This is a genomic window from Spirochaeta dissipatitropha, from assembly GCF_054657935.1.
In genome coordinates this window covers 88733-113119 of record NZ_BAAHXT010000002.1, presented here as the reverse complement: position 1 = coordinate 113119, position 24387 = coordinate 88733, and the positions used below count along the sequence as shown (strand labels likewise).

The window sequence follows — 24387 nt, the reverse complement described above, 5'->3', positions numbered from 1 at the left end:
TGAGGAAACTGCATAAATCTTTAAAAGAACTTACTCTCAATCCTTGACCTCAGAGCTCACAGGTTATATAGTGCAACCAGATCAACAACAGCGATAAACAACACTAAATATGGGGGATATAAAATATGGAGGGAAGAGGTATGCACCAGCCACTGCAGCGGCCGGCACTGAGAAGGGTAATCAAGCGAGACGGCAGACTCGAGGAATTCAATCATTATAAAATCACCGAGGCAATAAAGAAAGCTTTCAACGCTGTTCACGAAAGCTATGAACCAGGATATCTGGAAGAACTCAGTGACCGCGTGGAAGCCAGGTTACGCCGGGTTTTAGCGGATAGACATCCTAACAGCGCACCAGCCATTGAAGAGATTCAGGATATCGTGGAGGAGGTCCTGATAGAAGCCGGTGAGGCGAAGGTTGTCAAGAGTTACATTATCTACCGTGCTCGCCACGAGGCGATCAGGGACACCCAGAAACTGATGCTGGATATCGACACCACTATGGATGGCTATCTGTCTCAATCCGACTGGCGGGTAAATGAAAATGCTAATGTAAACTTCAGCCTCGGTGGACTGATTCTGCATAATTCAGGAACAATTACCGCTAATTACTGGCTCAAGAATATTTATTCCCCTGAAGTCGCTGAGGCTCACCGCTCTGCAGCCTTCCACATTCATGACCTCAGCATGTTTTCCGGATACTGTGCCGGATGGTCACTCCGGCAACTTATAGCTGAAGGCCTTGGCGGTGTTCCGGACAAGATTACCAGCGCTCCGGCAAAACATCTGCCGACGCTTGTTCAGCAAATGGTTAACTTTCTCGGGGTTATGCAGAATGAATGGGCCGGTGCCCAGGCTTTTTCCAGCTTTGACACCTATCTTGCCCCATTTGTAAAGTGCGACAAGCTTGACTATAGCTCCGTAAAACAGAGCCTGCAGAGCTTCGTATTCGGTGTAAATACACCGAGCCGCTGGGGGAGTCAGGCTCCATTCACCAATATCACCATGGACTGGATTGTTCCCAACGATCTAAGGGACAAACCAGCTGTCGTTGGTGGCAAAGAACAGGATTTCACTTATGGTGATTGTCAAGCCGAAATGGATCTTCTCAACAAGGCATTTATAGAGCTGATGCTGGAAGGAGATGCCAATGGTCGCGGATTCCAGTATCCTATTCCAACCTACAATATTACTAAAGAGTTCAACTGGGAGCATGAGAATTCAAAACTGCTTTTTGAAATGACAGCAAAATATGGAACCCCGTATTTCCAGAATTTCGTAAACAGCGATCTTGATCCGGGAGATGTCCGCTCCATGTGCTGCCGACTGCAGCTGGACAAACGTGAACTCCGGAAACGAGGCGGCGGATTATTCGGATCGGATGAATTCACGGGTTCTATCGGTGTCGTGACAATCAACCTGCCAAGAATCGGATATCTGTCCTCGAGCGAGGATGAGTTCTTCGCCAGACTGAATCAGCTCATGGATCTGGCTGCCGAGAGTTTAACAACCAAAAGAAAGATTGTGACCAGACTTCTTGATGCTGGCCTCTTCCCCTACACAAGGCGCTATCTGCAGCATTTGAATAACCATTTCGGTACAATCGGCCTTACCGGTATGAATGAGGCACTACTGAATTTCCTCGGGAAGGATATTCTGGATGCTGATGCACGTAGCTTTGCTGTACGGGTTCTTGAGCATATGCGTGACCGTCTTGCTGATTACCAGGAGCAGACTGGAGACCTGTTCAATCTTGAGGCTTCTCCGGCTGAGAGCACCGGATACCGTCTGGCCAAGCATGATAAAATGCATTATCCGGACATTATCACCTCAGGTGAGAATGAGCCCTACTACACCAATTCCAGTCATCTTCCTGTTGGTTATACAGAGGATATTTTTGATGCTCTGGATATACAGGATGAACTGCAGACCAAATACACTGGTGGAACAGTGTTTCATGGCTTTCTTGGTGAGGCAATTGAAGACTGGGAATCCTGCGCTCAGCTCGTCAAAATAATAGCCAGCAACTATCACCTTCCCTACTTCACCATATCACCGACATTCTCGATCTGTGCAGATCACGGATACCTGAGCGGTGAGCAGCACAGCTGCCCGACCTGCGGTCGGCAAACAGAGGTCTACACCAGGATTGTAGGCTACTACCGCTCACTGAAAAACTGGAACAAGGGTAAGCGTGAAGAGTTTGGTGATCGGCTTACATACCTGCCGCAGGGTGAAAAGGAAGGCCCACTCCCGGAGGCAGCCACAGATTTAACAGAAGGCACAATGAGTACCAGCAACTATGCTCCGGATATTCTGCCAGTCAACGAAAGCTGCTTCATTGAATACTACTACCGGGACACCTGTCCGCGATGTCCCTCAGTAAAATCCCGGCTGGATGGACTGGAATACCAGGCAATAAATGTCGATTCTGAAGAAGGACAGGAACTTGCAATAGAGCACAGCATTATGACCGTACCAACGGTTATTCTGAAAGACACCAAGGGTTCTGAAATTGCCCGCTGCAGTTCGGCTGATGAACTCAGTGCCCTTCTGACAAAAAATCCCGAAGCAAGTGCGAACATCTGTCGGGTTGAGTGAATATGAATCTCGAGCAGCTGGGGCTGCTGCGCAGTGGTATGCTGGACTACCCTGGCCGGGTTGCTGCTACTATTTTTACTATGGGCTGTCCGCTGCGCTGCCCCTACTGCCATAATCCGGAGCTGCTGCACGGCAGCCCTCCGGATCACTTTATACCTCGCTCTGAGGTTCTCAAGCATCTGCGCAAGCGTTCAGGAATCCTGCAGGGGGTGGTAATTACCGGTGGAGAACCGCTCATGCACAGGGACTTACCTGAGCTTATAGAGGAGATATCCCGGTTCCACTACGATATAAAACTTGATACATCAGGCTATTATCCTGATGCTCTGGGGACTGCGCTCACATGTGAAGGTGTTCAGTTTGTGGCAATGGATCTGAAAACCAGCCCGGGGAATTACGGCCGGGTCGAGGGTGGAACGCGCTCGGGTCCAGCACCACGAACAGCAGAGCGCATTCTGCGCTCGATCACCAATCTCAGGGACTGGAAAAAAGCTGCTGTTGAAGGTCGAACCCGAAACCTGGAGTTTCGTACTACCTGTGCACCGAAAGTCGTCACGGAAAATGATCTGGTGACAATTCTTGAGCTACTTGAGCCGGGCGAATCCTGGGTACTGCAGAATTATCGGCCAGCTGACCGAACGACATCACCAGAACCTGACAACGATCCACTGCATAAAAATAGCCTGCCCATTGGCAGGCAGGCTATCGATCGGATAATAGAACAGGCGAAACACAGGGGTGTTTTTGTTAGCCTGCGGGGGTTTCAGCCCCCCGCCTCCTGACATTTTGCGCCATTTTACGCCAGCGTCTTAGCGAGCCAACCAGCCGCCATCAACGGCAATGGTGTAGCCGTTAATATAGTCAGCTGCTTTTGAGGAAAGGAATACGGCTGCTCCGCCAAGATCCTGCGGTGATCCCCATCGGCCGGCAGGTATGCGGTCGAGAATCTCCTTACTGCGCTGCTCATCTGCACGGAGTGCAGCGGTGTTGTCGGTTGCCATGTAGCCGGGAGCGATTGCATTCACATTGATGTTGTATTTTGCCCACTCGTTTGCCATGAGCATGGTGATTCCCTTAACCCCGCTTTTGCTTGCGGTATAGGAAGGAACACGAATCCCGCCCTGGAAGGAAAGCATAGAAGCAATGTTCACGATTTTTCCGCCGTTACCCTGAGCAATAAACTCTTTGGCGACTGCCTGGCAGAGAAAGAAAACGGTCTTGATGTTTATGTTCATGACATCGTCCCATTCCTGTTCGGTAAAGTCAACGCTGTCATTCCGTTTTATAATTCCAGCGTTGTTAACCAGAATATCTATGCTGCCGAAGGCTTTTTTTGCTGTCTCTATGATTGCAGGAATTCCCTCGATTGAGCGTAGGTCAGCCTGAATATGCTGATAGCCACGCCCGAGTTCCTTCACCTTCGCAGCGGTTTCCTCTGATTCACCACTGTAATCGACACAAACTATATTAGCTCCGGCATCTGCCAGTGCAAGGGCCATGCCCTGACCAAGTCCGCGGCCAGCGCCAGTCACGATTGCTGTCTTTCCGTCTAGTCGAAATGTATCTACTATGTTACTCATTCAATTACTCCTATGCGTCGTGTGTACCGCCGGCTATCCATCATGCCGGCGGAAGTTTTTAGCGGCCTGCTAAAGTGATCCAGAAAGATCAGCGCAGGTCAGCCGGTTTTACGAAATCCATATCGTCAAAATTCTGATTTTCCCCAGCCATAGCCCAGATAAAGGTGTAGCGCCCTGTTCCTACTCCCGAATGTATGGACCATGAAGGTGAAATAACCGCTTCCTCATTTGCCATTACCAAGTGCCTTGTTTCAGACGGTTCCCCATGAAAGTGAAAGACCCGTGTGTCGGCGTCCATATCGAAATACAGGTAGGTCTCCATTCGACGCTCATGTGTGTGACATGGCATGGTATTCCATACACTGCCATTGTCCAGCATGGTCATACCCATGACGAGCTGGCAGCTTTCACATACAGCGGGGTGAACATACTGATATATTGTCCGGACATTCACCTGCTCGGGATCCCCGAGCTTCCTGGGGTTAGCATTCGCCTGTGGAATATGCACAGTGGGATAGCTGTGATGGGCCGGGGTACTGACTATGTAGAACTTTGCCGGTTTTGCAGCATCGGCTGATTCAAAACCGATGTTCTTTGCACCCATGCCGATGTAGATACCATCACCTTTCTGCATGGTATAGCTTGTGCCATCCGCACTGATACTGCCCTTGCCATCAATACAGATCACACCAAGTTCACGCCGTTCGAGAAATTCACTGGTACCGAATTCCTTTCCGCCCTGCAGCTCGAGTTTTTTTGTTGAGGGCATTACCCCGCCGAAAACCATGCGGTCTACATGGGTATAGGTCAGGAAAACCTTATCTGCTTCGAAAAGATTCTGAACCAGAAAATGCTCGCGCAGTTCTGTTGTATTATATCGCTTCACATCTTCCGGGTGGTTTGCATGTCGAATATCAAGTTTCATTATAACTCCTTTTGATTGATTGTTCTGCTTTATCGCTGGACCCGGCCGGAGCCGTCTCCGCCCATTAGGTTCTTTACTTCATCGAGGCTGGTCAGATTGAAATCACCAGGAATTGAATGCTTCAGAGCTGAAGCGGCAACCGCAAACTCAAGCGCCTGCTGATTATCGGGGTAATTCAGTACACCGTATATAATGCCGGCACTGAAACTATCCCCACCGCCAACGCGGTCGATAATATCATCTATGTGATATTTCTTCGAGATAAAGAAACCTTCCGGAGTATCAAGGACTGCAGACCATCCATTCTTGTCTGCCGACAGACTTTCACGCATGGTAATAGCAATCCTACTGATGTTCGGGTAGGTTTCCTTGACCTGTCCGGCAAGCTGTTTATAGCTGTCAGTGCTGAGGTGACCCGAACTTACATCTACATCCTTGGCCTCTATGCCAAGACATTTCTGGATATCTTCTTCATTTGCAATTATAAGATCAGCATATGCAGCCAGCTTGCTCATTATTTCCGGTGCGCTGGCACCGTAGTTCCAGAGTTTCTTGCGGTAGTTCAGGTCAATAGAGACGCTTAACCCGGCCTCTTTGGCAGCCTTGACTGCGGCCAAAGACAGGTCAGCGGCTTCGCGGCTTAATGCAGGTGTAATTCCGGTTATATGAAACCACTGTGCTCCATCGAGTACAGCTTTCCAGTTGAAGTCTTCCATTTTTGCAGTGGAGATACTACTGAATGCCCGGTCGTATACTACGTTGCTGGCGCGCTGGTTGGCACCTGTCTCGAGATAGTAGGTTCCCAGGCGGGCGCCGCCGCGGGCGATTGCGCTGACGTCAACACCGTATCTCTGTACTTCCCGTACTGCGGCCTCACCTATCGGATTAGCAGGAACCATAGTAACAAACTGTGCCTGCATACCGAGCAGACTCAGTGAAACCGCCACGTTGGATTCACCGCCTCCGAAGGTTGCCTCAAGAGCAGGAGACTGAAAAAACCGCTCATGCCCCGGAGATTTCAGTCGTAACATTATTTCACCAAAAGTAACTATTTTTTTCATAAATACCTCACTAAGGTGACAGTATATCAGCTTGAACGGGAAAGTCAAGTTTTTTGGAACAAAGTTTCATTTTAATGAATACCGGGCAAACCCAGCACAGTTTATTTAGTGCACCTGCAGCGCTGGACCATGAAAAAAAAACGCCACCCGGGTAAATCCCGGATGGCGGCTATGCATCACGCTATTTTAGTGTGTGTGCTTTTTCTTACACGTCGTAATAAAGTTCAAACTCAAGGGGAGTAGGCTGCAGCTTGATCGGCTCAACCTCTTCCTGTCGACGGTAATCTACATAGGCATCGATAAACTCTTCTGTGAAAACATCACCGGCGGTAAGCCAGTCTTTGTCCCGAAGCATTTCATCAAGCGACATTTCAAGGGTCGGACAGGTTCCAGGGATGCTTGCAGCCTCTTCCGGCGGCAGATCATAAAGATTCTTGTCGAGAGCAGGACCTGGATCAATCTTGTTGCGGATCCCGTCTATCATTGCCATGGTCATTGCAGCAAAGTTCAGGTAAGCAGATCCGCCTGCATCACCACAACGGAACTCAAAGCGTCGAGCCTTGTCATTATCAACATAAGGAATACGAATAGCAGCTGAACGGTTTGTTGCACTGTATGCCAGTTTCACCGGAGCCTCGTAACCAGGAACCAGGCGCCTGTAGGAGTTTGCTATCGGGTTAGTAAATGCCTGAATGGATCGACCATGCTTCAGCAGACCACCAATTGCATACAAGGCTGTCTGACTGAGGTTTGCATACTTGTCACCAGCAAAGGTATTTTCCCCGTTCTTCCAGATGGATGTATGAACGTGCATTCCACTTCCGTTATCCATGAACATGGGTTTCGGCATGAAGGTCGCAGTCTTGCCGTACTTGTGTGCGGTGTTTTTTACTGCATACTTGTACTTGTGAACCATATCACCAGCAGTAATTATATCACCAAACTTGACTCCGATTTCACCCTGTGCGGTTCCAACCTCATGATGATGGAGGAATACAGTGATTCCCATTGCTTCCATATGATCTGTCATTTCCGACCGAAGATCCATCTGGGTATCCTGCGGGGTTGCAGGGAAATAACCGGCTTTGTGCTTGATCTTGTGACCAAGGTTCTGACCGCCTTCACCCATAGTCCAGGGACCTTCAACAGTGTCTATTTCGTAAAATGAACTCTGTGGCGATGTTCCCACTCGAACGCTGTCGAAAATGAAGAACTCCGGCTCGGGTCCGAAAAAGAGTTCATCACCAATACCCAGACTCTTCAGGTACTCAAGTGCCTTGTGTGCAATATTTCTGGGAGCACGGTCATAACGCTCACCAGTTCGGGGCTCCCAGATATCACCAAACATGACCAGGGTTGTCTGCTGGCGGAAGGGATCTATAAATGCGGTTTTGGGGTCCGGCTTGAAAATCATGTCGGACTTTTCGATGGACTTCCACGCACGGATAGAAGAACCGTCAAATGGGATGCCTTCAGTAATCTGATCAGCATCGAAGTTTTTAGCTAAAAAAGTGGTGTGGTTCAGCCGTCCGAACATGTCACCGAACTGGAGATCGATAAACTTCACATCGTTCTCGCGAATCATTGTCATAATTTCCTGAGCAGTCATAATCTTCTCCTTATATCTGCCGTGGTGGTTTTGTTGTTACGAAATATATCACCAGCATACATCAATGTAAATAATATTTTTACAAGCTACATTTTTGTAGGAAAGAATCATACATACTACGTATACTGTTGGTTCTCTTCAAAATATCCCGCAGCAAATCCACTGGATCAGCATCCGGTCCGGCATATGTACGAGCAAGACGACGTAGTGCACGCTCGTTTCTCGGTAATTCATGTACCTGCCGGTCTTCAAAAATCTGCAGCAGATGTTCAAGTCGGCGAAGAAACAGATAGTGTTCAGCAAGCTCCGCTGCCCCCTGACTGGAAACAACCCCGGCTTTGGCAAGCCGTCGGAGTGCTTCCAGGGTGTTGCCGGTAATTATTTCCGGATTGCTGCGTCCGTTAAGCAGCTGCATACCTTGTACGAGGAATTCTATATCGCGGATTCCTCCTACCCCGTTCTTGATATCCAGGCTGGGCAGTTCATTCAATGCTTGACTGACACGGGAAGACTCTTCCAGACTCAGGTCGGAACTGGGCTGCATCCTATGCTGTTTAGCCTTATACTGCTGCACCGCTTCTTCACGAAGGCTGCGGATATTCTCGATAATCCGTTCATCCTGAGCGGCATCCGGCAGGTATTCACGCACATCCAGGAGAAATTTTTCACCGATTTCCAGCTTCCCCGCCACAGGACGGAGCTTTATCATAGCCTGATACTCCCAGAGTGAAGCACTATCCCGGTAATACTCCAGAATCCTCGGCACTGACCAGGCAAGATCGCCGCTGGCACCAAAGGGACGCAGCCTGAGATCAACCCTGTAGGCATATCCCTCAACGCTGAACTCACTCAGAAGCAGGCTCAACTGACGGATTACCTGGGCATATTCACGCTCCTCCTGATTATTCCGTTGACCTGATTGCGGTTCATATATTGCCAGGAGATCGATGTCGGAACTGTAGTTTAGTTCCTGGCCGCCGAATTTACCGAAGGCAAGAATACAGAATCGTTCCGGGGAGGCTACCGTGATCCTGGACTCCCGAAGCAATCGCTTCCAGACAGTACCAAGAGCAGCTGCAACAACAGTCTGAGCCAGGTTGGAAATTTCAGTCAGGGTATGCTTAAGCGGAACTGCTATCTGGAGATCCCTGGTTCCTATTCTGAGCATTTCCCGTTTCCGGAAGCGCCGAAGGGCATCACGCTCTTGATCATCATCAAGATTCTGCATCCAGTTTTCCAGATTTTCTTTGAGCTCAGGCAGACTCCTGAGCCGGGCAACAGTAGCAGGTTCCGTGACCCAGTCGAAAAAATCAGGATTCTGTATGAGAATATCTGACAGAAAGCGGCTGACACTGAGAAGCCCGAAAAGTATCTGCATTCGCTTCGGCTGCTTCGCAAGAGTAGCATAATGCGGACCGGCCGGTAGACGTTCAGCAAGCTGAGTCCAATGCAGCAGAGCCAGATCCGGATCGGGCTGAGCACCGAGTACATCGAAAGCCAGAACTATTATTCTCCGGAAATCCCGGGGAGCGGCAGAATCAAGCATACGGATATGTTCCAGTGCCCTCAGGGGTTCACTGAAACCATGGCGGCTGAAAAAACCTACAGCATCCTCCGGATCGAGATCTTCGCGCAGAATAAAGTCAAGAATATTCCCGAGAAATTCCCCGGGAATAGCCCCCCGGCCCATTCTCCGTTCTACAATACTGCGGACTTCTGCCGTCCGTTGCTGGAAATCCATATACAATTGATCTGCCGGTGACACACTGCTACCGGCATAGCCCATACGCCGGGCCAGATGAGAGAACTCAACCGATGATTTATCCGGAAGGAAAAGATCTTTGGCATTCCCGCGCAGCATACGGAGCCCGTTTATAAGATGACGGAAGAAGCGGTACGCATCCACAAGCTGCTGGACTTCCCCACGTTCAAGAGCGCCAGCTCTGCTGAGTCCTTTCAACGCTTCATGGACACTGGAAGTCCGCAACTGAGGATAACGGCCGGCGAACTCGACCTGGAGAATCTGCACATTATATTCAAGATCCACCAGCGCTCCGGGGCTGAATTTGGCATTACTTCTTCCATCCTCGGACTTATGCTGCAACTGCTGGTTCCTCAGTTCTCTGAGCTCGGGCAGATCAATGCTGTCTGAGTGATAGACCAACTCATCTCTCATACGCTCAACCTGAGCGCCAAAGCTGCGGTCCCCTGCAATATGGCGCAGGCGTATCAAAGCCAGCCGCTCATAACTATGTGCCCCGCCACCTCGCTGGTAGTAGGACATAAAGCTCTCCAGGGTGCAAGCAATGGGTCCATCCTCACCATGCGGCCGTAATCGAAGATCGACCTGAAAGATCCCTTCCTTTCTCGCCTTTATAGCCCTCATCGCTTCGGTAAACATTTTCTCGAAAAAGCTTCTGTTGGAGCAGCTGTTCTCTCCGTCTGTCTTGCCGGAATCAGCGTACATACAGAGAAGCTCGAGGTCAGAGGCATATCCCAAAGCCTCACCGCCTAGCTTTCCGAGTCCGAAAACTGCAAATGAGGCTGTCATACCGCCTGCTGTTCTCGGCACACCCCAGCGATTCACAGCGGATTCATAGGCAATATCCAATGCAGCACGAATAACTTCCTCAGCCAGGCGCACCAGCCGGCGACTTAAAAAGAAAAAGTCCAGATCGGGATGCAGTATATGATCGATATCAATTCGGTAAATCTCCCTGTCCTTGAATTCATTCAGTATCCGGATTTTTTCTGCACTCCCCTGAACTTCATCCAGGGCTGAGTCAAGTTCAAGGCCAACCTGAGCATCATCCAGACTGAGAACACGCCCGCGCGATTCGCGGGTTAAAAGTGGCACAATCTGTTCATGCTGCTGACGGATAAAATCCTCCCACAGAAAGTCACTGGCACCCAACAACCTGGCAAGCTCATCCTGAAGCCCGGGATCACTAAGGGTATCCCGCATATCTGCACGCTGACTCACCTTCATCAATTCCTGCATCAGCTCATCAAATCTCTGCAGGGCTGTGAAGGGATCCGGGGCAGCGGTCAGGTGATATGTGAACTGTTTTGTGAAGACCAGAGAAAAGCGGAGATGCTCGAGCTGATCAGTATCATCCAGGGGACGCCCGAAATTATCTACCAGTTCAAAAATATCTTCTACCAGTCCATCCCGGGTATAGATTTCTACTCCCTCTATAGACACACCATGCAGACTCAGGGCATTAGCAGCAGAATACAGAAAAAATGGAGTATCCTTCGAAGTTAGCGAGATTTTCGTTCCATACTCCCCGACGCTGATATCCGTACTGACAGGGGGTAAAGCCGTTCCATTCACAGCGCTTCCGGCATCCAGCTGTTCAGCAACTGCCTGGGCCAATTCCTTCTGAACCAGACGCACGGCATCTGCTCCGGCACTGCACAGGCGCTCAATTCCGGACTCAATGCGCTCCATGGACTGTACACGCCAGACCTCGAAATCAAGACTGGACTCGAGACTTCCGGTGAAGACATCTATAATCCGGCGGCGCTGTTCGGTCAGACGCCTGTAACTTCCTGAGTTATCCGGCCTGGCGGTGCAGCTTATGCCTGAGTTGATTTCACAGCCCATTACAGCGAGTGTACCCGCCAGTACTGAAAAGAGACCCGGAACATCATAGGCGATTACAGTCAGTTTAACCCGGGTACAGCCAGCAGCAGTGACTTGATCATCATCTCCACAGCCCTCCATGAGAGAATCTATCCTGACCCTAAACTGACCTTCAGGCCCGAGTGATTCCAGATCCTCTGAATGCTGCGCCTGTTCATCTTCACTGAATCCGGAAAAATACCGTGGAGGCAATGCCTCTCTGACTTCTGCTGCATAGCTCATAGCATACAGAGTAGAGCTTTGTTCGAATTCCTGCAACAATTTATCTGTCTGTGTGTAATTCTTACTACAAATGGAAGGAATTCTGGTCTATACTCAATCCTATGCATGAGGATTCACTACGCCAATATACAACTCTGGAAGATTCCGGTCTGCTCTCGCAGCTGCATGAGTATCAGGCGAAATCCCATGACTATGAGGAACTGATTTCCCAATCTCTTGAACTCTTTACAAAAACCAGTGAGGAAGATCTGGTCAGCTATCTCAGTTCATGCCTGGTCCAGCGTTTTATTCCCAGCTATCTGGTTGTATTTATCCGTCGGGATGAGAGCAGCTCAAACCAGAAAGATCCCATCAGCAGTATCTGTTTCCAGAATCTGCGCCCTGCACGATGCCCGGTTTCTCTCGCTTCACTGGAGAATTTCCGCGAGATTTTCGATACTGCAGTATCTGCCCTGACTATTGAACAGCTAAGCCAGATATCAGCCGATTGCGCTGCTGAACTATCACCATTGAATCCTGAAATCATTCTCCCTTTGAAAGGACTGATCGGCCTGTACGGCATTGTAGTGCTCGGACGGAAGGTCCTTGACGACGATTACACCGCCAAGGAAAAAACCTATATCGAAATGCTGTTCGAATTCGCATCAATCGGTCTGCAGAATGTAATCCACTACACATCATCAGTAACCGATTTCAAGACACGCCTGTATAATCATAGTTATTTTATCCGGCGCATGACGGAAGAGATCCATCGGGTAGATCGTTATCATCATGGTTTTGCCCTGATGGCCATAGACATCGATTTTTTCAAGTCCCTGAATGATCAATACGGTCACCTGGCCGGCGACAGAGCATTATTCCAGTTATCACGCATTATCGAGGATTCTGTTCGCGAGGAGGATATCGTATCCCGCTACGGCGGTGAAGAATTCCTAGTACTCCTGACTGAATGCAGTAAGGGTTCGGCTCTTTCAGTTGCTGAACGCATGCGTGAAACCATTGCCCGGACTCCTATTACCTATCAGGATCTGGAATTATCTCTTAGCGTCAGCATCGGAATTACCCATTGTGCCTACCCTCCAGATGATGATCCCAAGCACCTGATCAATGAAGCCGACCAGGCCTTATACAGGGCCAAAAAAAACGGCCGTAACCGATGTGAGCTGTATTCAAATGGTCTGTTACTACTCGCAAGCAGATACAGTAAAAAAAACCAGTTTACTTGACAGACCCCCCATATCAACGGCGATACTATAGATATGAAAAGCGAAGCATTTCCTTTTGGACCGTTTATCGATGAGGACGAGATCCGTTTCTCACTATGGGCCCCCGGGGCCGAGAATGTAGAACTATCGCTTGAATCACGCTGCATACCGATGCAGCCGCTTGATCACGGATGGTGGCAGCTCAGTCTGCCCCGGTCACATGATCCTGAAAGCCAGCCGGGATCCCCCTATCAATTCAGAATAAACAATGATCTACTCGTTCCCGACCCGGCATCAAGGAAACAACAACACGATGTTCATGGACCGAGCTGCATTCCATTCCCGGAGGAATATTCCTGGCAGTGCAGTACCTGGAAAGGCCTGGCATGGGAACAAACAGTCATTTACGAACTCCACGTAGGAAGCTTCAGCCCTGAAGGAACCTTTTCCGATGTACAGAAACGGCTTCCCTATCTCAGAGATCTGGGAGTTACGGCCATTGAACTCATGCCTATTGCCGATTTTCCGGGGAAAAGAAACTGGGGCTATGACGGGGTACTACACTTTGCTCCGGACACAAGCTATGGCAGTCCTGAAGAACTGAAAGAGCTCATCGATACAGCTCACAGCATGGGCATAATGGTATTCCTGGATGTGGTTTATAACCACTTCGGACCTGACGGCAATTACCTACATGTTTATGCTGGAGACTTTTTCACAGATCGTGTCGAGACACCCTGGGGCCCAGCCATTGATTTCAGTCAACGCGCTGTCCGGGAATTTTTCATCCAGAACGCTGAATACTGGCTGTCTGATTTCCGCTTCGACGGCCTGCGTCTTGATGCAGTTCAGGAAATACACGATGAGAAGTCCGAAGAACATTTTCTGTTCGAGCTCTCCAGAAGAATCAGGGAATCACTACCTGAAGATCGAATAATTCATCTGATTCTTGAAAACGATGACAACCAGGCTCGTTATCTGAACGGCACCTACCGCGCCCAGTGGAACGATGATTATCATCATGTAATGCATTGCATTCTGAGCGGTGAAAGCGGGGGGTATTATTCTGATTATGACCAATCTCCTTTCGAAAAACTCCAGAGAAGCCTGACGGAAGGTTTTATATATCAGAACGATCCGTCTGAGTACCGCAATGGTAAATTACGGGGTGAAGACAGCAGCAAGCTTCCGGCATCTGCCTTTATCAACTTTCTCCAGAATCATGACCAGACCGGAAACCGCGCCTTCGGTGAGCGCATCCATATGCTAAGTGATAGCAGAAAACTGCAGACTGCCAGGGCAGCCATGCTTTTACTCCCCCAGACACCTATGCTCTTTATGGGAGATGAATGGCAGGCAGACAGCCCGTTTCTGTTCTTCTGCGATTTCCATGATGAGCTGGCTGAAGCGGTCAAAAAGGGGCGAAGGGAGGAATTCTCGAAGTTCCCGGCCTTCGCCGATCCTGAAGTCCGGGAACAGATACCGGATCCCAATGCTGAGGATACCTTCCGGCAATCCTGCCTCGACTGGAATGAGACACAGAAGCAGCCACATGCAGACAGCATAAAGGAGACGAGGCACCTGATAGAGCTTAGAAAAAAATACATTAGCCCACTGCTTCCAGGAATATACGCTACCAGATCATGTGTCAGTCAGACCGTCGAGCAGGAAGCCCTGGTTATCTGCTGGTATGTAGAATCAGCTCCTGCCCTGATCGCCGAAATCAATCTCAGTGAAAAGGGAATTGACTGCTGTGATGAACTGCAGAAATTCGGAATAGAAAATTCAGAAATGAAAAAAATATGGGACAACAGCAGCTCACCCGATGGATTATTTGAACTCATTCCGGGAAGCCTCAGAATCTGGGCAGCAGCAGGCAGCGTGTCATGAGTCAGGAAACACAAATGATTCCACGATCAAAAGCATCCGGCCCCCCGCCTTATCCCCGGGCGACGATTCGGCTACAGTTTTCCAGTGACTTCCGTTTCATAGATGCCGAGAGCATGGTGCCGTATTTTGCCGAGCTCGGTATCAGTCATATATACGCTTCGCCGGTTCTTCAGGCACGTCCGGGCTCCAGCCACGGCTATGATATTGTAGACCATAACCACTTCAATCCGGAAATCGGTGATGAAAACAGCTATAACAGCCTATGCCGGAGTCTCCATCAACATGGCATGGGATTGATCATGGATTTTGTGCCCAATCACATGGGAGTAGGTGCAGCAGACAATGAATGGTGGCTGGATGTCCTTGAATGGGGGAAAAACTCACCATTCGCGAATTTCTTCGACATCGACTGGGATCCCGTAGAGGCATCTGTAAAAGGGAAAATTCTGCTGCCTGTACTTGGCGATCAATACGGTGTGATACTGGAAAACGGAGAACTAAGCCTGGCCTATGATATGACAGAAGGCAGCTTCAGCGTGTGGTATTACCAGCATCGCTTCCCGATTGCTGTCAAAAATTATGCCGGCATTCTGCAGGAAGCCTTCCGAGAGTATCGCCCACTGGATGATTATGTCAGAGAGTTCCGTAACATAGGAAGCGGAGGCCGCTCAATCAGACAACACACGCTAACCAGAAATGCAGCAGATGACCTGAGACAGCGCCTGGCGACTGAAATCCGTAGAAATCCTGAAGCACAGTCAGCCCTGGACAGGACAATCGCCGAATATAACGGCAGCACTGGATCCGCGTCATCTTTTGACAGGCTGGACAAGCTGATTTCCCAACAAGCATATCGCCCGGCATACTGGAGGCTTGCTGCAAACGAGATTAATTACCGTCGATTTTTTGATATAAATGACCTTGCTGCGCTCAGGATGGAAGAGCCTAATCTTTTCGACATAAGCCATCAACTGATTTTCCGGCTTATTTCCGAGGGTAAGTTACAGGGCATCCGCCTGGATCATGTAGACGGGTTATGGGATCCCAAACAATACTTTGATCGCCTGCAGGACAGAGCATCATACGCCCTGTTCGAAAGTCCGAATCCCGGCAGCGAAGGATCTCGACAACTCACAGAACTCAAGGGGCCTGACCCCAAGGCACGACTGGACCAGCCATTCTATATTCTGGTAGAAAAAATCCTTGCCAGGCATGAGAATCTCAGATCGGATTGGGCAGTTTCCGGCACAACGGGATATGAGTTCCTCAATGCCGTGAATGGACTGCAGGTCCGCCACGAATCCGAACACACTCTGGACAGCTTCTACCGTAATTTCACCGGTCGCAGCGCAGACATCGAGACAATGATTACCGAGGCAAAGCATCTTATTATGCAGGATTCATTGGCCAGTGAACTGAATGTTATCGCGAATAGATTAAATCGGCTTGCAAAACAAAGCCGACGCACAAGGGACTTTTCGAGAATACGACTGCGCCAGGCATTTGCAGATATTACCGCCTGTTTTCCCGTCTACCGCTCCTATGTAAGCGAACGGGGAATTGATCCGGACGGTAGAAGGGATGTGGAGTGGGCAGTTGCAAAAGCAAAAAAAGCCAGTAAAGCTCCGGACAAATCAGTCTATGATTTTCTTGAGCAGGTACTCACAACCGATATTCTACAGCAGAAACAGATGGGCTACAAGAAATCACTTGTCATGCAGATTATTATGAGCGCTCAGCAATTTACAGGTCCGGTAATGGCAAAAGCTGTTGAGGATACGGTCTTTTATCGCTTCGGCAGAATGATCAGTTTGAATGAGGTAGGCGGTCATCCTGAACATTTCGGCAGCTCGATATCTGCGTTTCATTATCAGGCAAAACAGCGCCTCCAACATCACCCTTTCTGTATGCTGGCATCTGCTACTCATGACCACAAGCGGGGTGAGGATACAAGAGCAAGAATCAATGTTATCAGCGAATTCCCTGATGAATGGACTCAGAGCGTTGAGCGCTGGGCAGCAATGAATGAACGGAAGAAACGAAACCTGGATAACCCGGTCTCTGCGGGCGATGAGTACATTCTCTACCAGATACTGGTCGGAACCTTCCCTGTCGGGCTGAATCTGCTTGATCCTCAGAAAGAAGACCTCCACGATATTGCATTGTACAGAAATCGGATTCAAGCCTATATGCAGAAGCTTGTCCGCGAAGCAAAGCTGCATAGCAGCTGGACCGATGTGCAGCAGGATTACGAAAGCGGTCTGGCAGAGTTCATCGAACGCATACTGCAGCCGGCACAAAGCAGCGTCTTCCTGGCTGATGTCCAGCGACTATGCAGAAAGTTTATGCCGGCAGCTTATGTGAACGGCATAATGCAGACAGTCCTCAAACTCAGTACTCCAGGAGTACCAGACATTTATCAGGGCACTGAATTCTGGGACTACAGCCTGGTAGATCCAGACAACCGGCACCCGGTTGACTACCAGCTCCGCCTGGACAGCCTGCAGAAAGATAGACTGGATCCGGATTATGCACGGTCTTTACTGACACATCCTGCAGATGGGGCTATGAAGCTTCATACCCTCCGATGCCTGCTTGGGCTAAGGAAGTACTATGCAGATGTATTCGCAGAAGGTGATTACATTCCCCTGGAATCAAAAGGAAAGTATTCAGCCCATGTGCTGGCTTTTCTACGGAAACGGCAGGATCAGTTGATACTCTGTGCGGTTCCGGTACAAACGGCCCATATGATACCAGAAAGCGGTATACCCCTCCCCTCTGACTGGGCTGATACCGAGATCCTGATTCCAGAGGAATTTTCAGAACTCATGAGAGGCAGGAACTGGAGTGACAGCCTTACAGGACAATTTATACAGAATACTCATCTGAAAATTTCAGAACTCTTCAGATATTTTCCGGCAGCGGTGCTGGTGCCTACCGTACAGGAGCAATAGAACTATCCATGAACCATTCAATAGTCAGCAGAAAAAGAGAATTCCGAAAGGAAGTAAAACGGAGGATTTCCGAACTTGACCGAAGCGAGCGCCGACGACTGAGCAGTCTGATCTGCCATGCACTCGCTGATCTTCCGCAGCTGCAGTCAGCCAGAAGTATTTTCCTGTACGCCGCCCTGCCCGATGAAGTGGACCTGCAGGAACTGGCGGATCTGGTCAGGAGACGCGGATGCTCGCTTGCTTATCCTGTAATTCAGCGCAGCAATGGACTTATGTATTTCAAAAAGCTGCCTGAGACCATAGCACCTGCTGATATGAAAGGCATCAGTGCTGACAGACTGCTGGATCCTGCATCCGGCCAGCATGGGGACTACCCGGCTGAGAAACAGGTTCCCGGTGAACTGATTCCTGAGGCTGGCACGGTCATTCTCAGCCCTGGTCGGGCATTCGGCCATGACGGCAGCAGAATTGGCCGGGCGGGAGGCTACTATGACCGATATTTCAGCCGCCATGGTGCCGGCTTACCGGATAGAAAATGGCTCACCATAGGTGTCGGTTTTTCCTGCCAGCTTTTCCCCTCACTTCCCGCTGCAGAATATGACATCTTTCTTGATATGATTCTTACCGAAAGCGGCTTGATTTCCCCACCTTCGGAAGCTACATTACAGATAGAGGAGAAACCTAGTGTCGAGGATTAAAAGTGCACTTGAATTAGCCCTGGAACGTACAGAAGGGGTTCAGGGCGACAGCGAAAAGCTGAGGGAACATGAGCGTCGTCAGGATGGAAAACGCCTTGTTGCCGGATTCTACCAGAAGCTTACAGAAGCCGAGCTTAATATGCTGAATGCCGGTAGCGGGCCAACAGAGCCGGAAGACAGCACGCAGGAGAAACCCAAGAAGTTATTCGGAAAGTCCAGAGAAGGTTCAAGTGATACAGCTATTGCTGTTGAGTCAGCCGCTTCAGAACTCCGCAAAGGTATCAAGGCTTTTCCAGCAGAGGAACAAGTCTGGATTCGAGAGGGTATCAAGGAGGTTCTGCTGAACGGTATTACACTACCGACTGACGAATCTTCACTTAAAAAACTGGATCCAGTGCAACAGGCTGCAAGGGCGGTTTCCAACAGCACTGCTGGCGTTGATGCCTTGTTCCAGCAGGCGCAGCAGCTGTTTGCCCAGTATTTACAGGAGAAGGTCCAGCTGATCGATAGCCTGAAAGAGCAGTTTGCACCGAGACTAAGACAAAAAGAAGAAGCCTACGCACAGCAAACCGGTCAGAGTGTGAGTATCAAGCCGGAGAGTGACCCTGAATTCCAGCAATATCTACAGAGAGCGATGGAACAGCTACAGGACTATTACCAGCAGGTAGTAGACCAGATTCGACAGCAGCTCCCTCAGTACCTATAGAACGTGCTATACTCGAATGATGAACGACAAGCCTGAAGCAGGCAGGGATTCCAGCTATTTGCGGGACGGAGAGCGGCGTACAGTCAGTATTCTTTTCTCGGACATGCAGGGTTTTTCAAGTCTGTCTGAACTGCTTGATCCTGAGGAAGTAGATGGTCTTATGAATACGATTTTCTCTTCCTATGAGGAGATCGTCAAACGGCATGACGGTATGGTCGAAAAATATATCGGTGACGCCCTGGTTGCAGTATTCGGAGTTCCACGAGTACATGAAGACGATCCTCAAAGGGCTGTCAGTGCTGCACTGGATTTTCAGGAAGAAATCAAACAGATTAACCGGAGCCTGAAAGTCCGAAAACTGAAGCTGTCATTCCGTACTGCAGTCCATACTGGCCTCATTACCACCGGCAAACGGGGAGATTATCATGTAGTTACCGGTCATGCCATGAGTGTTGCCAGCAGGCTGGAAAGTCAGGCTCGTGAAAACGGAATCCTGATCTCCCGCGACACCCAGGAGAAGTGTGAAAACGACTTTTTGTTTTCTCCTCCCCGTATTATTTCCATAAAGGGTTCCAACAAGGAGATAACGGTTTATGATGTTTTCGAGCGCCGACCGTATCCCCACGAAGCGATATTTGTCGGAAGAGAGAACGAGCTTCAACAGCTGACCAGCCGTTATATGAAACACAAGCATTCAGGCCTGTCCGGGACTATCCTGACCGGCAGTACCGGAATAGGCAAAACTGCTTTGGTAGGCAAATTCCTCAATCAGCTCAGGGAATTCCCGGACTTCCGGGCACCGATACTTTATGCCAGGGCCCGGCGGTTCAGAATAAGATCTTTCGGCGTTCTCAGCGACGGGATTGAAACCCTCTGTGGTCTCAAGCACAGCTCAAGCAATCAGGAAAATTCTGAACGTCTCAGAGAATACATACCAGGAATAGAAGAAGATGATCTGCAGAGTTTTCTCCGCTTTTACAGAAATCCTGAATCCGGTGAAAACAACAGCCTGTTCCCTCTATTCTGCAGAATGCTCGAAATCATAATTTCCGAAAACCGGTTCAGACCGTACAGCACCATCATCTGTGTAGATGATGCCGCATGTATAGACCGTGGCAGTCTTGAGGTATTTCAGTATATAACCGCTAATCACGATCTGCACCCCTTCTACCTGCTCGCAGACCGAAGCGTAAGCACCGAGTTAACAGAATCATTTCCCTTCTGTGAAATAACTGCCCTGCCTCCCTTCAGTACAGCAGAGGCTGAAAAGCTGATAGCAGAGCTGCATACTATCGAGCCGCATGCCATGCTGCAGAGGAGAATAATAGAAGCATGTTCCGGAAATCCACTTTTTCTCAGAGAATATGTCCGTTTCATTCATGAACACCCCGATTCACCGGATGTGCCATCCACCATGCAGAACGTCTTCCTGGCAGCCATAGACCAATTTCCATCTGAAAAAAGAGATCTCCTCAAGAAACTGACGGTGTTTGCCCTGAACTTCACCCGGGAAGAGGCAGAGTTTCTGCATGGGCACACGGAAGGAAATGCGGAAACTGTCACAGAAGCATTACAGGATTTCCAGAACAGAGATTTCATACTACGCAGCGGCACGCAATTCCACTTCAAGCATGAGGCATTCAAACGTGCTATTTATGACTCGATGCTGCTATATAACCGCAGGATTCTGCACAACGTAATCGCGGACTATATGCTCGCATCCGACAATCCCCACACAATGCGTCTTCTACATCATCTGATACGTGGCGAATCATATACACGAGCAGCAGCGGTAGTGCTGCAGGCAGTGGAAAGGTTTGTAAACCCCGAGATTGCAGGCCCTATTGACAGCATACTGCATTCGGAAACGGAACTGAGTGCAGCAGATCGCTGCGGACTTCTTTTTATAAAATCAGCTGTTCTTTTCAATAACGGCTCGACCATTCCCGCAGAAGAAAGCCTCCGCGAAATCATTGCCCTGGCAGTCGAGCAGCGCCGAACAGAGAACCTGGCGACCGCATATCACCTCCTGACAGCATATCATCTGAAAAACTATGAATTCTCCAAGGCCTATCATACCGGCAAGAAAGCCTTGTCTTATTACGGAGAGCAAGATGACGCACATAAACAGAACGTCCTCAATCAACTCGCCACTTCAGAACTGCTGCGAAATCATCGTGATGCTGCTTCATATCTGATTGAGGAAATGAGTTCGCTCCCGAACGGAAGGGAAAGTCAGATCCGCAATGCACGCACCGAGCATGCCCTCCTGCTCGGAGACTACTGCACAGCTATTCAGATTATTCAACCTGATACGATTTTCAATGAACCTGATTCAGAAGTCATCACCTACTCTATGCTCCTGGCAGCAAGTGCCTGTTGGCAGCGATGTGATTATGAACAACTGGTCAGACTCATACCAGGCATGATGCAGAATCCATCCCGCAACTACTGTGCTTTGAGTCAGGCACAGGCCTATCTGGCAGCAGCACAACATTCCCTCGGCAACAGCAAGGCCTCAACAAGCGCATTGGAGCAGGCAGAGCTGTATCTCTACCGAATCACAAATATATATGACAGTATTGATGCCCTGAGAAGCCTGACCCAGTCATGCATGAGAATGCAGAAACTTGAAGCAGCCGAAAAATACGCGATGCGCGGCATAGAATCCGGCCTGCATTATTCGGCTCATTATCCGAGCTTCACCATGCTCATGGCATTGGTGGAAATCAATTGTATGCGCAATACCCCTGCAGATGCCGGCTTTTTCCTGAAAGAAGCAGAATTTATTCATGATCAGGGCTTGCTGCTGCAGCGGAAGGACCTTATTCTATATCATGGCCTGGCAGCCCGGGTTTCAGGCAGGGACAGCAGCCTGCATCCCCGGATTCTGAAGTCATTGGTAATGGAAGAACAAGAAGGAATTAATTCGCCTGAGCTCTTCGAGCGCTGGCTTTCTATCCGTTCATACGGTAATATAGCAAAAGGAAACGAGGATTAATTATGAGTGAGCACAAAGAGATTACCGGTTTTCTCAAACAGGTTCCGCTATTCGCGCGTTTGAGCACCGGACATCTTCGGGCTATCGCGAAGTCCTGCACAGAGCGGAGCTTCAGCAAGGGTGAAACCGTCCTGCAGCAGGGAAATCCCGGTGTGGGCCTGTTTATTATTGTATCCGGATCTGTACGGGTTCAGAAAGAAAACGAAGACGGTACCGTCTTTGAAATCGCAACCCACAAGGCCGGCGAAGTTCTGGGAGAAATGTCAGTACTTGACGGGGCAGCCAGAAGCGCTAGCGTGATAGCTCTGGAGGACTGCGAGACTCTTGTACTTCCCTCATGGGCATTCAACGCATTTCTGCAAACCCATCCTGAGGTAGCTCTGGAAATACTGCCGGTTGTGGTTCAACGCTTTCGTGAGACCAATAATGCTTTGATCCATATGAAGAGCAAGCAGGGAACATGATCCGCTGGCTGCGTTCTGTACTTTTCCCTGGAAGTGCACGGGCGGGTAAGCCCGGCAGACAACCTGAATCAGTTTTTATTCTCAGCCTGGACAGTGGCGGCATACGTGGTCTCATTCCAGCCCGGGTTCTACTGAGCCTTGAAGAACGGCTTCGTACACTGGGATGTACAACTGCGATTGGAGATCTCTTTCATCTCATTGCCGGGACCTCAACAGGTGCGCTGATTGCTTTCGGGCTTGCTATGCCTGAAAAGAGCAACCGAACCGATATGAAACGACTGTGTAATCTCTACCGGAAGCTTGGTCATACAGTCTTTCCTCCAGATCGGTTCTTTTCACTTCGTACAATGCGGCAGGCTTTCACCGAGAAATATAATGCCGAACCTTTCGAGCGCTTGCTGAAGGCAACATTCGGCGACTGCACCCTGAAAGACTGCCGCACGAATCTACTCGTCTGTTCCTACGATACTGTCCGGCGCAAACCTCATCTCTTCAAGAACAGACTCGATCGCAGCATTGAAGATCCAAACTTCTTTCTGAGGGACGCAGCACGTGCAAGTGCAGCAGCGCCTACTTTTTTCAAGCCTGCACTTATCCAGGACATCCCCTATGATGAGCAGCCGGCAAGGGATTACTGCCTCATTGACGGTGCGGTTTTTGCGGATAATCCGGCAATGGCAGCCTATATCGAAGCAAGGAAAATCTACCCCGGGGCTGGCAGGTACATCCTTGTTTCTCTGGGCACGGGGCAGCAGCAGGGTGCCTACAGATATGAAGATATAAAAAGCTGGGGCTACATGGACTGGGTTTCCCCAATGCGGAATGTTCCACTTTTTACCATAATGAATGATGGACAATCGGCTATGACCAGCCATCAGCTTACCAAGCTTCCTGGTGTCGAGTTCTACCGGATTGATCTCCCGCTGCCGCCGGAGGTTTCCGAAGACATGGATAACAGCAGTAAAGAGAATATGGCGGCAATCGAGGAATTTTCAAGCCAGGTTATTGATGCATTCAGCGACCAGCTCGATACTATTGCCCGTTTGCTGGCAGATCGCTGATTACTATACAGTGTCCAGCCTGCAATGCGAGCTTGGCTGGACATGATTCCACACTGACAGAACTATTCTGAAAGCGTTCCCAGGCTTCGCGCTTACCCTCACCTATAAACAACAGTACAGCAGCCCGGCTGTTGGCCAGCAGACTACGGGAACAGCTAACACGGTCTGCAGGAGGCTTCGGAGAATCATGCACTTCGATAAAGCCATAGCCCATATTGTGTATTCCCTCATGATGAGGGAAAAGCGAGGCGATGTGACCATCTTCCCCTACTCCAAAAACAGCCAGATCAAAGCGTTCGGAACTACGTGAAGCGTACTGACGGAACTCGGACTGATACAGGCCGACTCCTCCATCTGGAAGATCCGAAGTATACCTGAAGGGATGCACCTGATCCTGATGCATTCTTCCGGCAGCAACCAACGGAGAAAGAATTTGATCCCAGACGGGAAGAAAATTGCTGTCAGAGTGTTCCAGTGGAACCCAGCGTTCATCTACCCAGAAAATCTGAATATGTTCCCAGGGAACAGCAGGATGATCAGCAAGTGCCTGCATGAGCGGCAAAATGCTTCTGCCTCCGGGAATTGCCAGCAGAGCCTGTCCATTCTGCTGAACGGCTTCCTGCAATACAGCCGTACATGCAATGGCTGCCTTCTCATGTATCTCATCCCAGGATCCCTGGATTAATTCGAAAGGATTTTCTGCATACATACAGCTAATATACGCCCCAATTCCAAAGCAGGCAAGGATGACGGGTTTATCTT

General features: G+C 49.6%; 16 protein-coding genes. 10 read left to right on the top strand and 6 right to left on the bottom strand.

Annotated elements, in window-relative coordinates; genetic code table 11:
* The first annotated feature begins 140 nt into the window (after positions 1 to 140).
* Positions 141 to 2600 (top strand): ribonucleoside triphosphate reductase, encoded by a 2460-nt coding sequence (locus ACYQ2L_RS02385; protein ID WP_487247717.1) that lies wholly within the window; start codon positions 141 to 143, stop codon positions 2598 to 2600.
* 2 nt (positions 2601 to 2602) lie between these two features.
* On the top strand, positions 2603 to 3382 hold the full coding sequence (locus ACYQ2L_RS02380; protein ID WP_460050659.1) for an anaerobic ribonucleoside-triphosphate reductase activating protein: 780 nt from the start codon (positions 2603 to 2605) through the stop codon (positions 3380 to 3382).
* A gap of 27 nt (positions 3383 to 3409) precedes the next feature.
* Here ACYQ2L_RS02380 and kduD read toward each other — a convergent pair whose 3' ends face one another.
* From kduD to ACYQ2L_RS02355, 5 genes are all read right to left on the bottom strand, one after another.
* Positions 3410 to 4180 carry a 2-dehydro-3-deoxy-D-gluconate 5-dehydrogenase KduD gene (gene kduD / locus ACYQ2L_RS02375; RefSeq protein WP_460050657.1) on the bottom strand — a complete coding sequence of 257 codons (771 nt, stop codon included), beginning with the start codon at positions 4178 to 4180 and terminating at the stop codon, positions 3410 to 3412.
* An 88-nt stretch (positions 4181 to 4268) separates the two neighbouring features.
* Positions 4269 to 5105: a 5-dehydro-4-deoxy-D-glucuronate isomerase gene (kduI, locus tag ACYQ2L_RS02370; RefSeq protein ID WP_460050655.1), complete on the bottom strand. Its 837-nt coding sequence runs from the start codon at positions 5103 to 5105 to the stop codon at positions 4269 to 4271.
* Between the two features lie 29 nt (positions 5106 to 5134).
* A complete protein-coding gene (locus ACYQ2L_RS02365; protein ID WP_460050653.1) occupies positions 5135 to 6166 on the bottom strand; it encodes a PfkB family carbohydrate kinase in 1032 nt (343 codons plus the stop codon).
* Between the two features lie 205 nt (positions 6167 to 6371).
* Positions 6372 to 7775, bottom strand: a complete 1404-nt coding sequence (gene glnA, locus ACYQ2L_RS02360; RefSeq protein ID WP_460050651.1) for a type I glutamate--ammonia ligase — start codon at positions 7773 to 7775, stop codon at positions 6372 to 6374.
* A 79-nt stretch (positions 7776 to 7854) separates the two neighbouring features.
* Positions 7855 to 11646 carry a [protein-PII] uridylyltransferase family protein gene (locus ACYQ2L_RS02355; RefSeq protein ID WP_460050649.1) on the bottom strand — a complete coding sequence of 1264 codons (3792 nt, stop codon included), beginning with the start codon at positions 11644 to 11646 and terminating at the stop codon, positions 7855 to 7857.
* Positions 11647 to 11747: 101 nt separating this feature from the next.
* On the opposite strand from ACYQ2L_RS02355, the gene ACYQ2L_RS02350 reads away from it, so the two are divergent.
* Genes ACYQ2L_RS02350 through ACYQ2L_RS02315 form a run of 8 tightly spaced genes read left to right on the top strand, consistent with a single transcriptional unit; the run spans position 11748 to position 23625 of the window.
* A complete protein-coding gene (locus ACYQ2L_RS02350) occupies positions 11748 to 12872 on the top strand; it encodes a GGDEF domain-containing protein (RefSeq protein WP_460050648.1) in 1125 nt (374 codons plus the stop codon).
* Positions 12873 to 12905: 33 nt separating this feature from the next.
* Positions 12906 to 14741, top strand: coding sequence for a malto-oligosyltrehalose trehalohydrolase (gene treZ / locus ACYQ2L_RS02345; protein WP_460050647.1), 1836 nt, complete (start codon positions 12906 to 12908; stop codon positions 14739 to 14741).
* 14 nt (positions 14742 to 14755) lie between these two features.
* Positions 14756 to 17695, top strand: a complete 2940-nt coding sequence (treY, locus tag ACYQ2L_RS02340; RefSeq protein WP_460050645.1) for a malto-oligosyltrehalose synthase — start codon at positions 14756 to 14758, stop codon at positions 17693 to 17695.
* A gap of 8 nt (positions 17696 to 17703) precedes the next feature.
* Complete coding sequence (locus ACYQ2L_RS02335; RefSeq protein WP_460050643.1) at positions 17704 to 18393, top strand: 5-formyltetrahydrofolate cyclo-ligase; 690 nt, start codon at positions 17704 to 17706, stop codon at positions 18391 to 18393.
* Positions 18380 to 19099: a DUF6657 family protein gene (locus tag ACYQ2L_RS02330; RefSeq protein ID WP_460050641.1), complete on the top strand. Its 720-nt coding sequence runs from the start codon at positions 18380 to 18382 to the stop codon at positions 19097 to 19099. The genes ACYQ2L_RS02335 and ACYQ2L_RS02330 overlap by 14 nt, the downstream gene beginning before the upstream one ends.
* A 19-nt stretch (positions 19100 to 19118) precedes the next feature.
* On the top strand, positions 19119 to 22100 hold the full coding sequence (locus ACYQ2L_RS02325; RefSeq protein ID WP_460050638.1) for an adenylate/guanylate cyclase domain-containing protein: 2982 nt from the start codon (positions 19119 to 19121) through the stop codon (positions 22098 to 22100).
* 2 nt (positions 22101 to 22102) lie between these two features.
* Positions 22103 to 22564: a Crp/Fnr family transcriptional regulator gene (locus tag ACYQ2L_RS02320; RefSeq protein WP_460050636.1), complete on the top strand. Its 462-nt coding sequence runs from the start codon at positions 22103 to 22105 to the stop codon at positions 22562 to 22564.
* Entirely contained in the window at positions 22561 to 23625 is a 1065-nt protein-coding gene (locus ACYQ2L_RS02315; protein ID WP_460050634.1) for a patatin-like phospholipase family protein, read from the top strand. Before ACYQ2L_RS02320 ends, ACYQ2L_RS02315 begins: the two co-directional genes overlap by 4 nt.
* Here the strand turns inward: ACYQ2L_RS02315 and pgl are convergent.
* Entirely contained in the window at positions 23597 to 24334 is a 738-nt protein-coding gene (pgl, locus tag ACYQ2L_RS02310; RefSeq protein WP_460050632.1) for a 6-phosphogluconolactonase, read from the bottom strand. The genes ACYQ2L_RS02315 and pgl overlap by 29 nt on opposite strands.
* Positions 24335 to 24387: the final 53 nt, after the last annotated feature.

Bases quoted from the DNA above. Each gene is read 5' to 3' on its own strand.
- kduI (WP_460050655.1), bottom strand. From the start codon at position 5,105: ATGAAACTTGATATTCGACATGCAAACCACCCGGAAGATGTGAAGCGA.
- ACYQ2L_RS02350 (WP_460050648.1), top strand. From the start codon at position 11,748: ATGCATGAGGATTCACTACGCCAATATACAACTCTGGAAGATTCCGGT.
- ACYQ2L_RS02335 (WP_460050643.1), top strand. From the start codon at position 17,704: ATGAACCATTCAATAGTCAGCAGAAAAAGAGAATTCCGAAAGGAAGTA.
- ACYQ2L_RS02320 (WP_460050636.1), top strand. From the start codon at position 22,103: ATGAGTGAGCACAAAGAGATTACCGGTTTTCTCAAACAGGTTCCGCTA.
- treY (WP_460050645.1), top strand. From the start codon at position 14,756: ATGATTCCACGATCAAAAGCATCCGGCCCCCCGCCTTATCCCCGGGCG.
- ACYQ2L_RS02325 (WP_460050638.1), top strand. From the start codon at position 19,119: ATGAACGACAAGCCTGAAGCAGGCAGGGATTCCAGCTATTTGCGGGAC.
- ACYQ2L_RS02315 (WP_460050634.1), top strand. From the start codon at position 22,561: ATGATCCGCTGGCTGCGTTCTGTACTTTTCCCTGGAAGTGCACGGGCG.
- kduD (WP_460050657.1), bottom strand. From the start codon at position 4,180: ATGAGTAACATAGTAGATACATTTCGACTAGACGGAAAGACAGCAATC.
- pgl (WP_460050632.1), bottom strand. From the start codon at position 24,334: ATGTATGCAGAAAATCCTTTCGAATTAATCCAGGGATCCTGGGATGAG.
- treZ (WP_460050647.1), top strand. From the start codon at position 12,906: ATGAAAAGCGAAGCATTTCCTTTTGGACCGTTTATCGATGAGGACGAG.
- ACYQ2L_RS02385 (WP_487247717.1), top strand. From the start codon at position 141: ATGCACCAGCCACTGCAGCGGCCGGCACTGAGAAGGGTAATCAAGCGA.
- ACYQ2L_RS02365 (WP_460050653.1), bottom strand. From the start codon at position 6,166: ATGAAAAAAATAGTTACTTTTGGTGAAATAATGTTACGACTGAAATCT.
- glnA (WP_460050651.1), bottom strand. From the start codon at position 7,775: ATGACTGCTCAGGAAATTATGACAATGATTCGCGAGAACGATGTGAAG.
- ACYQ2L_RS02380 (WP_460050659.1), top strand. From the start codon at position 2,603: ATGAATCTCGAGCAGCTGGGGCTGCTGCGCAGTGGTATGCTGGACTAC.
- ACYQ2L_RS02355 (WP_460050649.1), bottom strand. From the start codon at position 11,646: ATGAGCTATGCAGCAGAAGTCAGAGAGGCATTGCCTCCACGGTATTTT.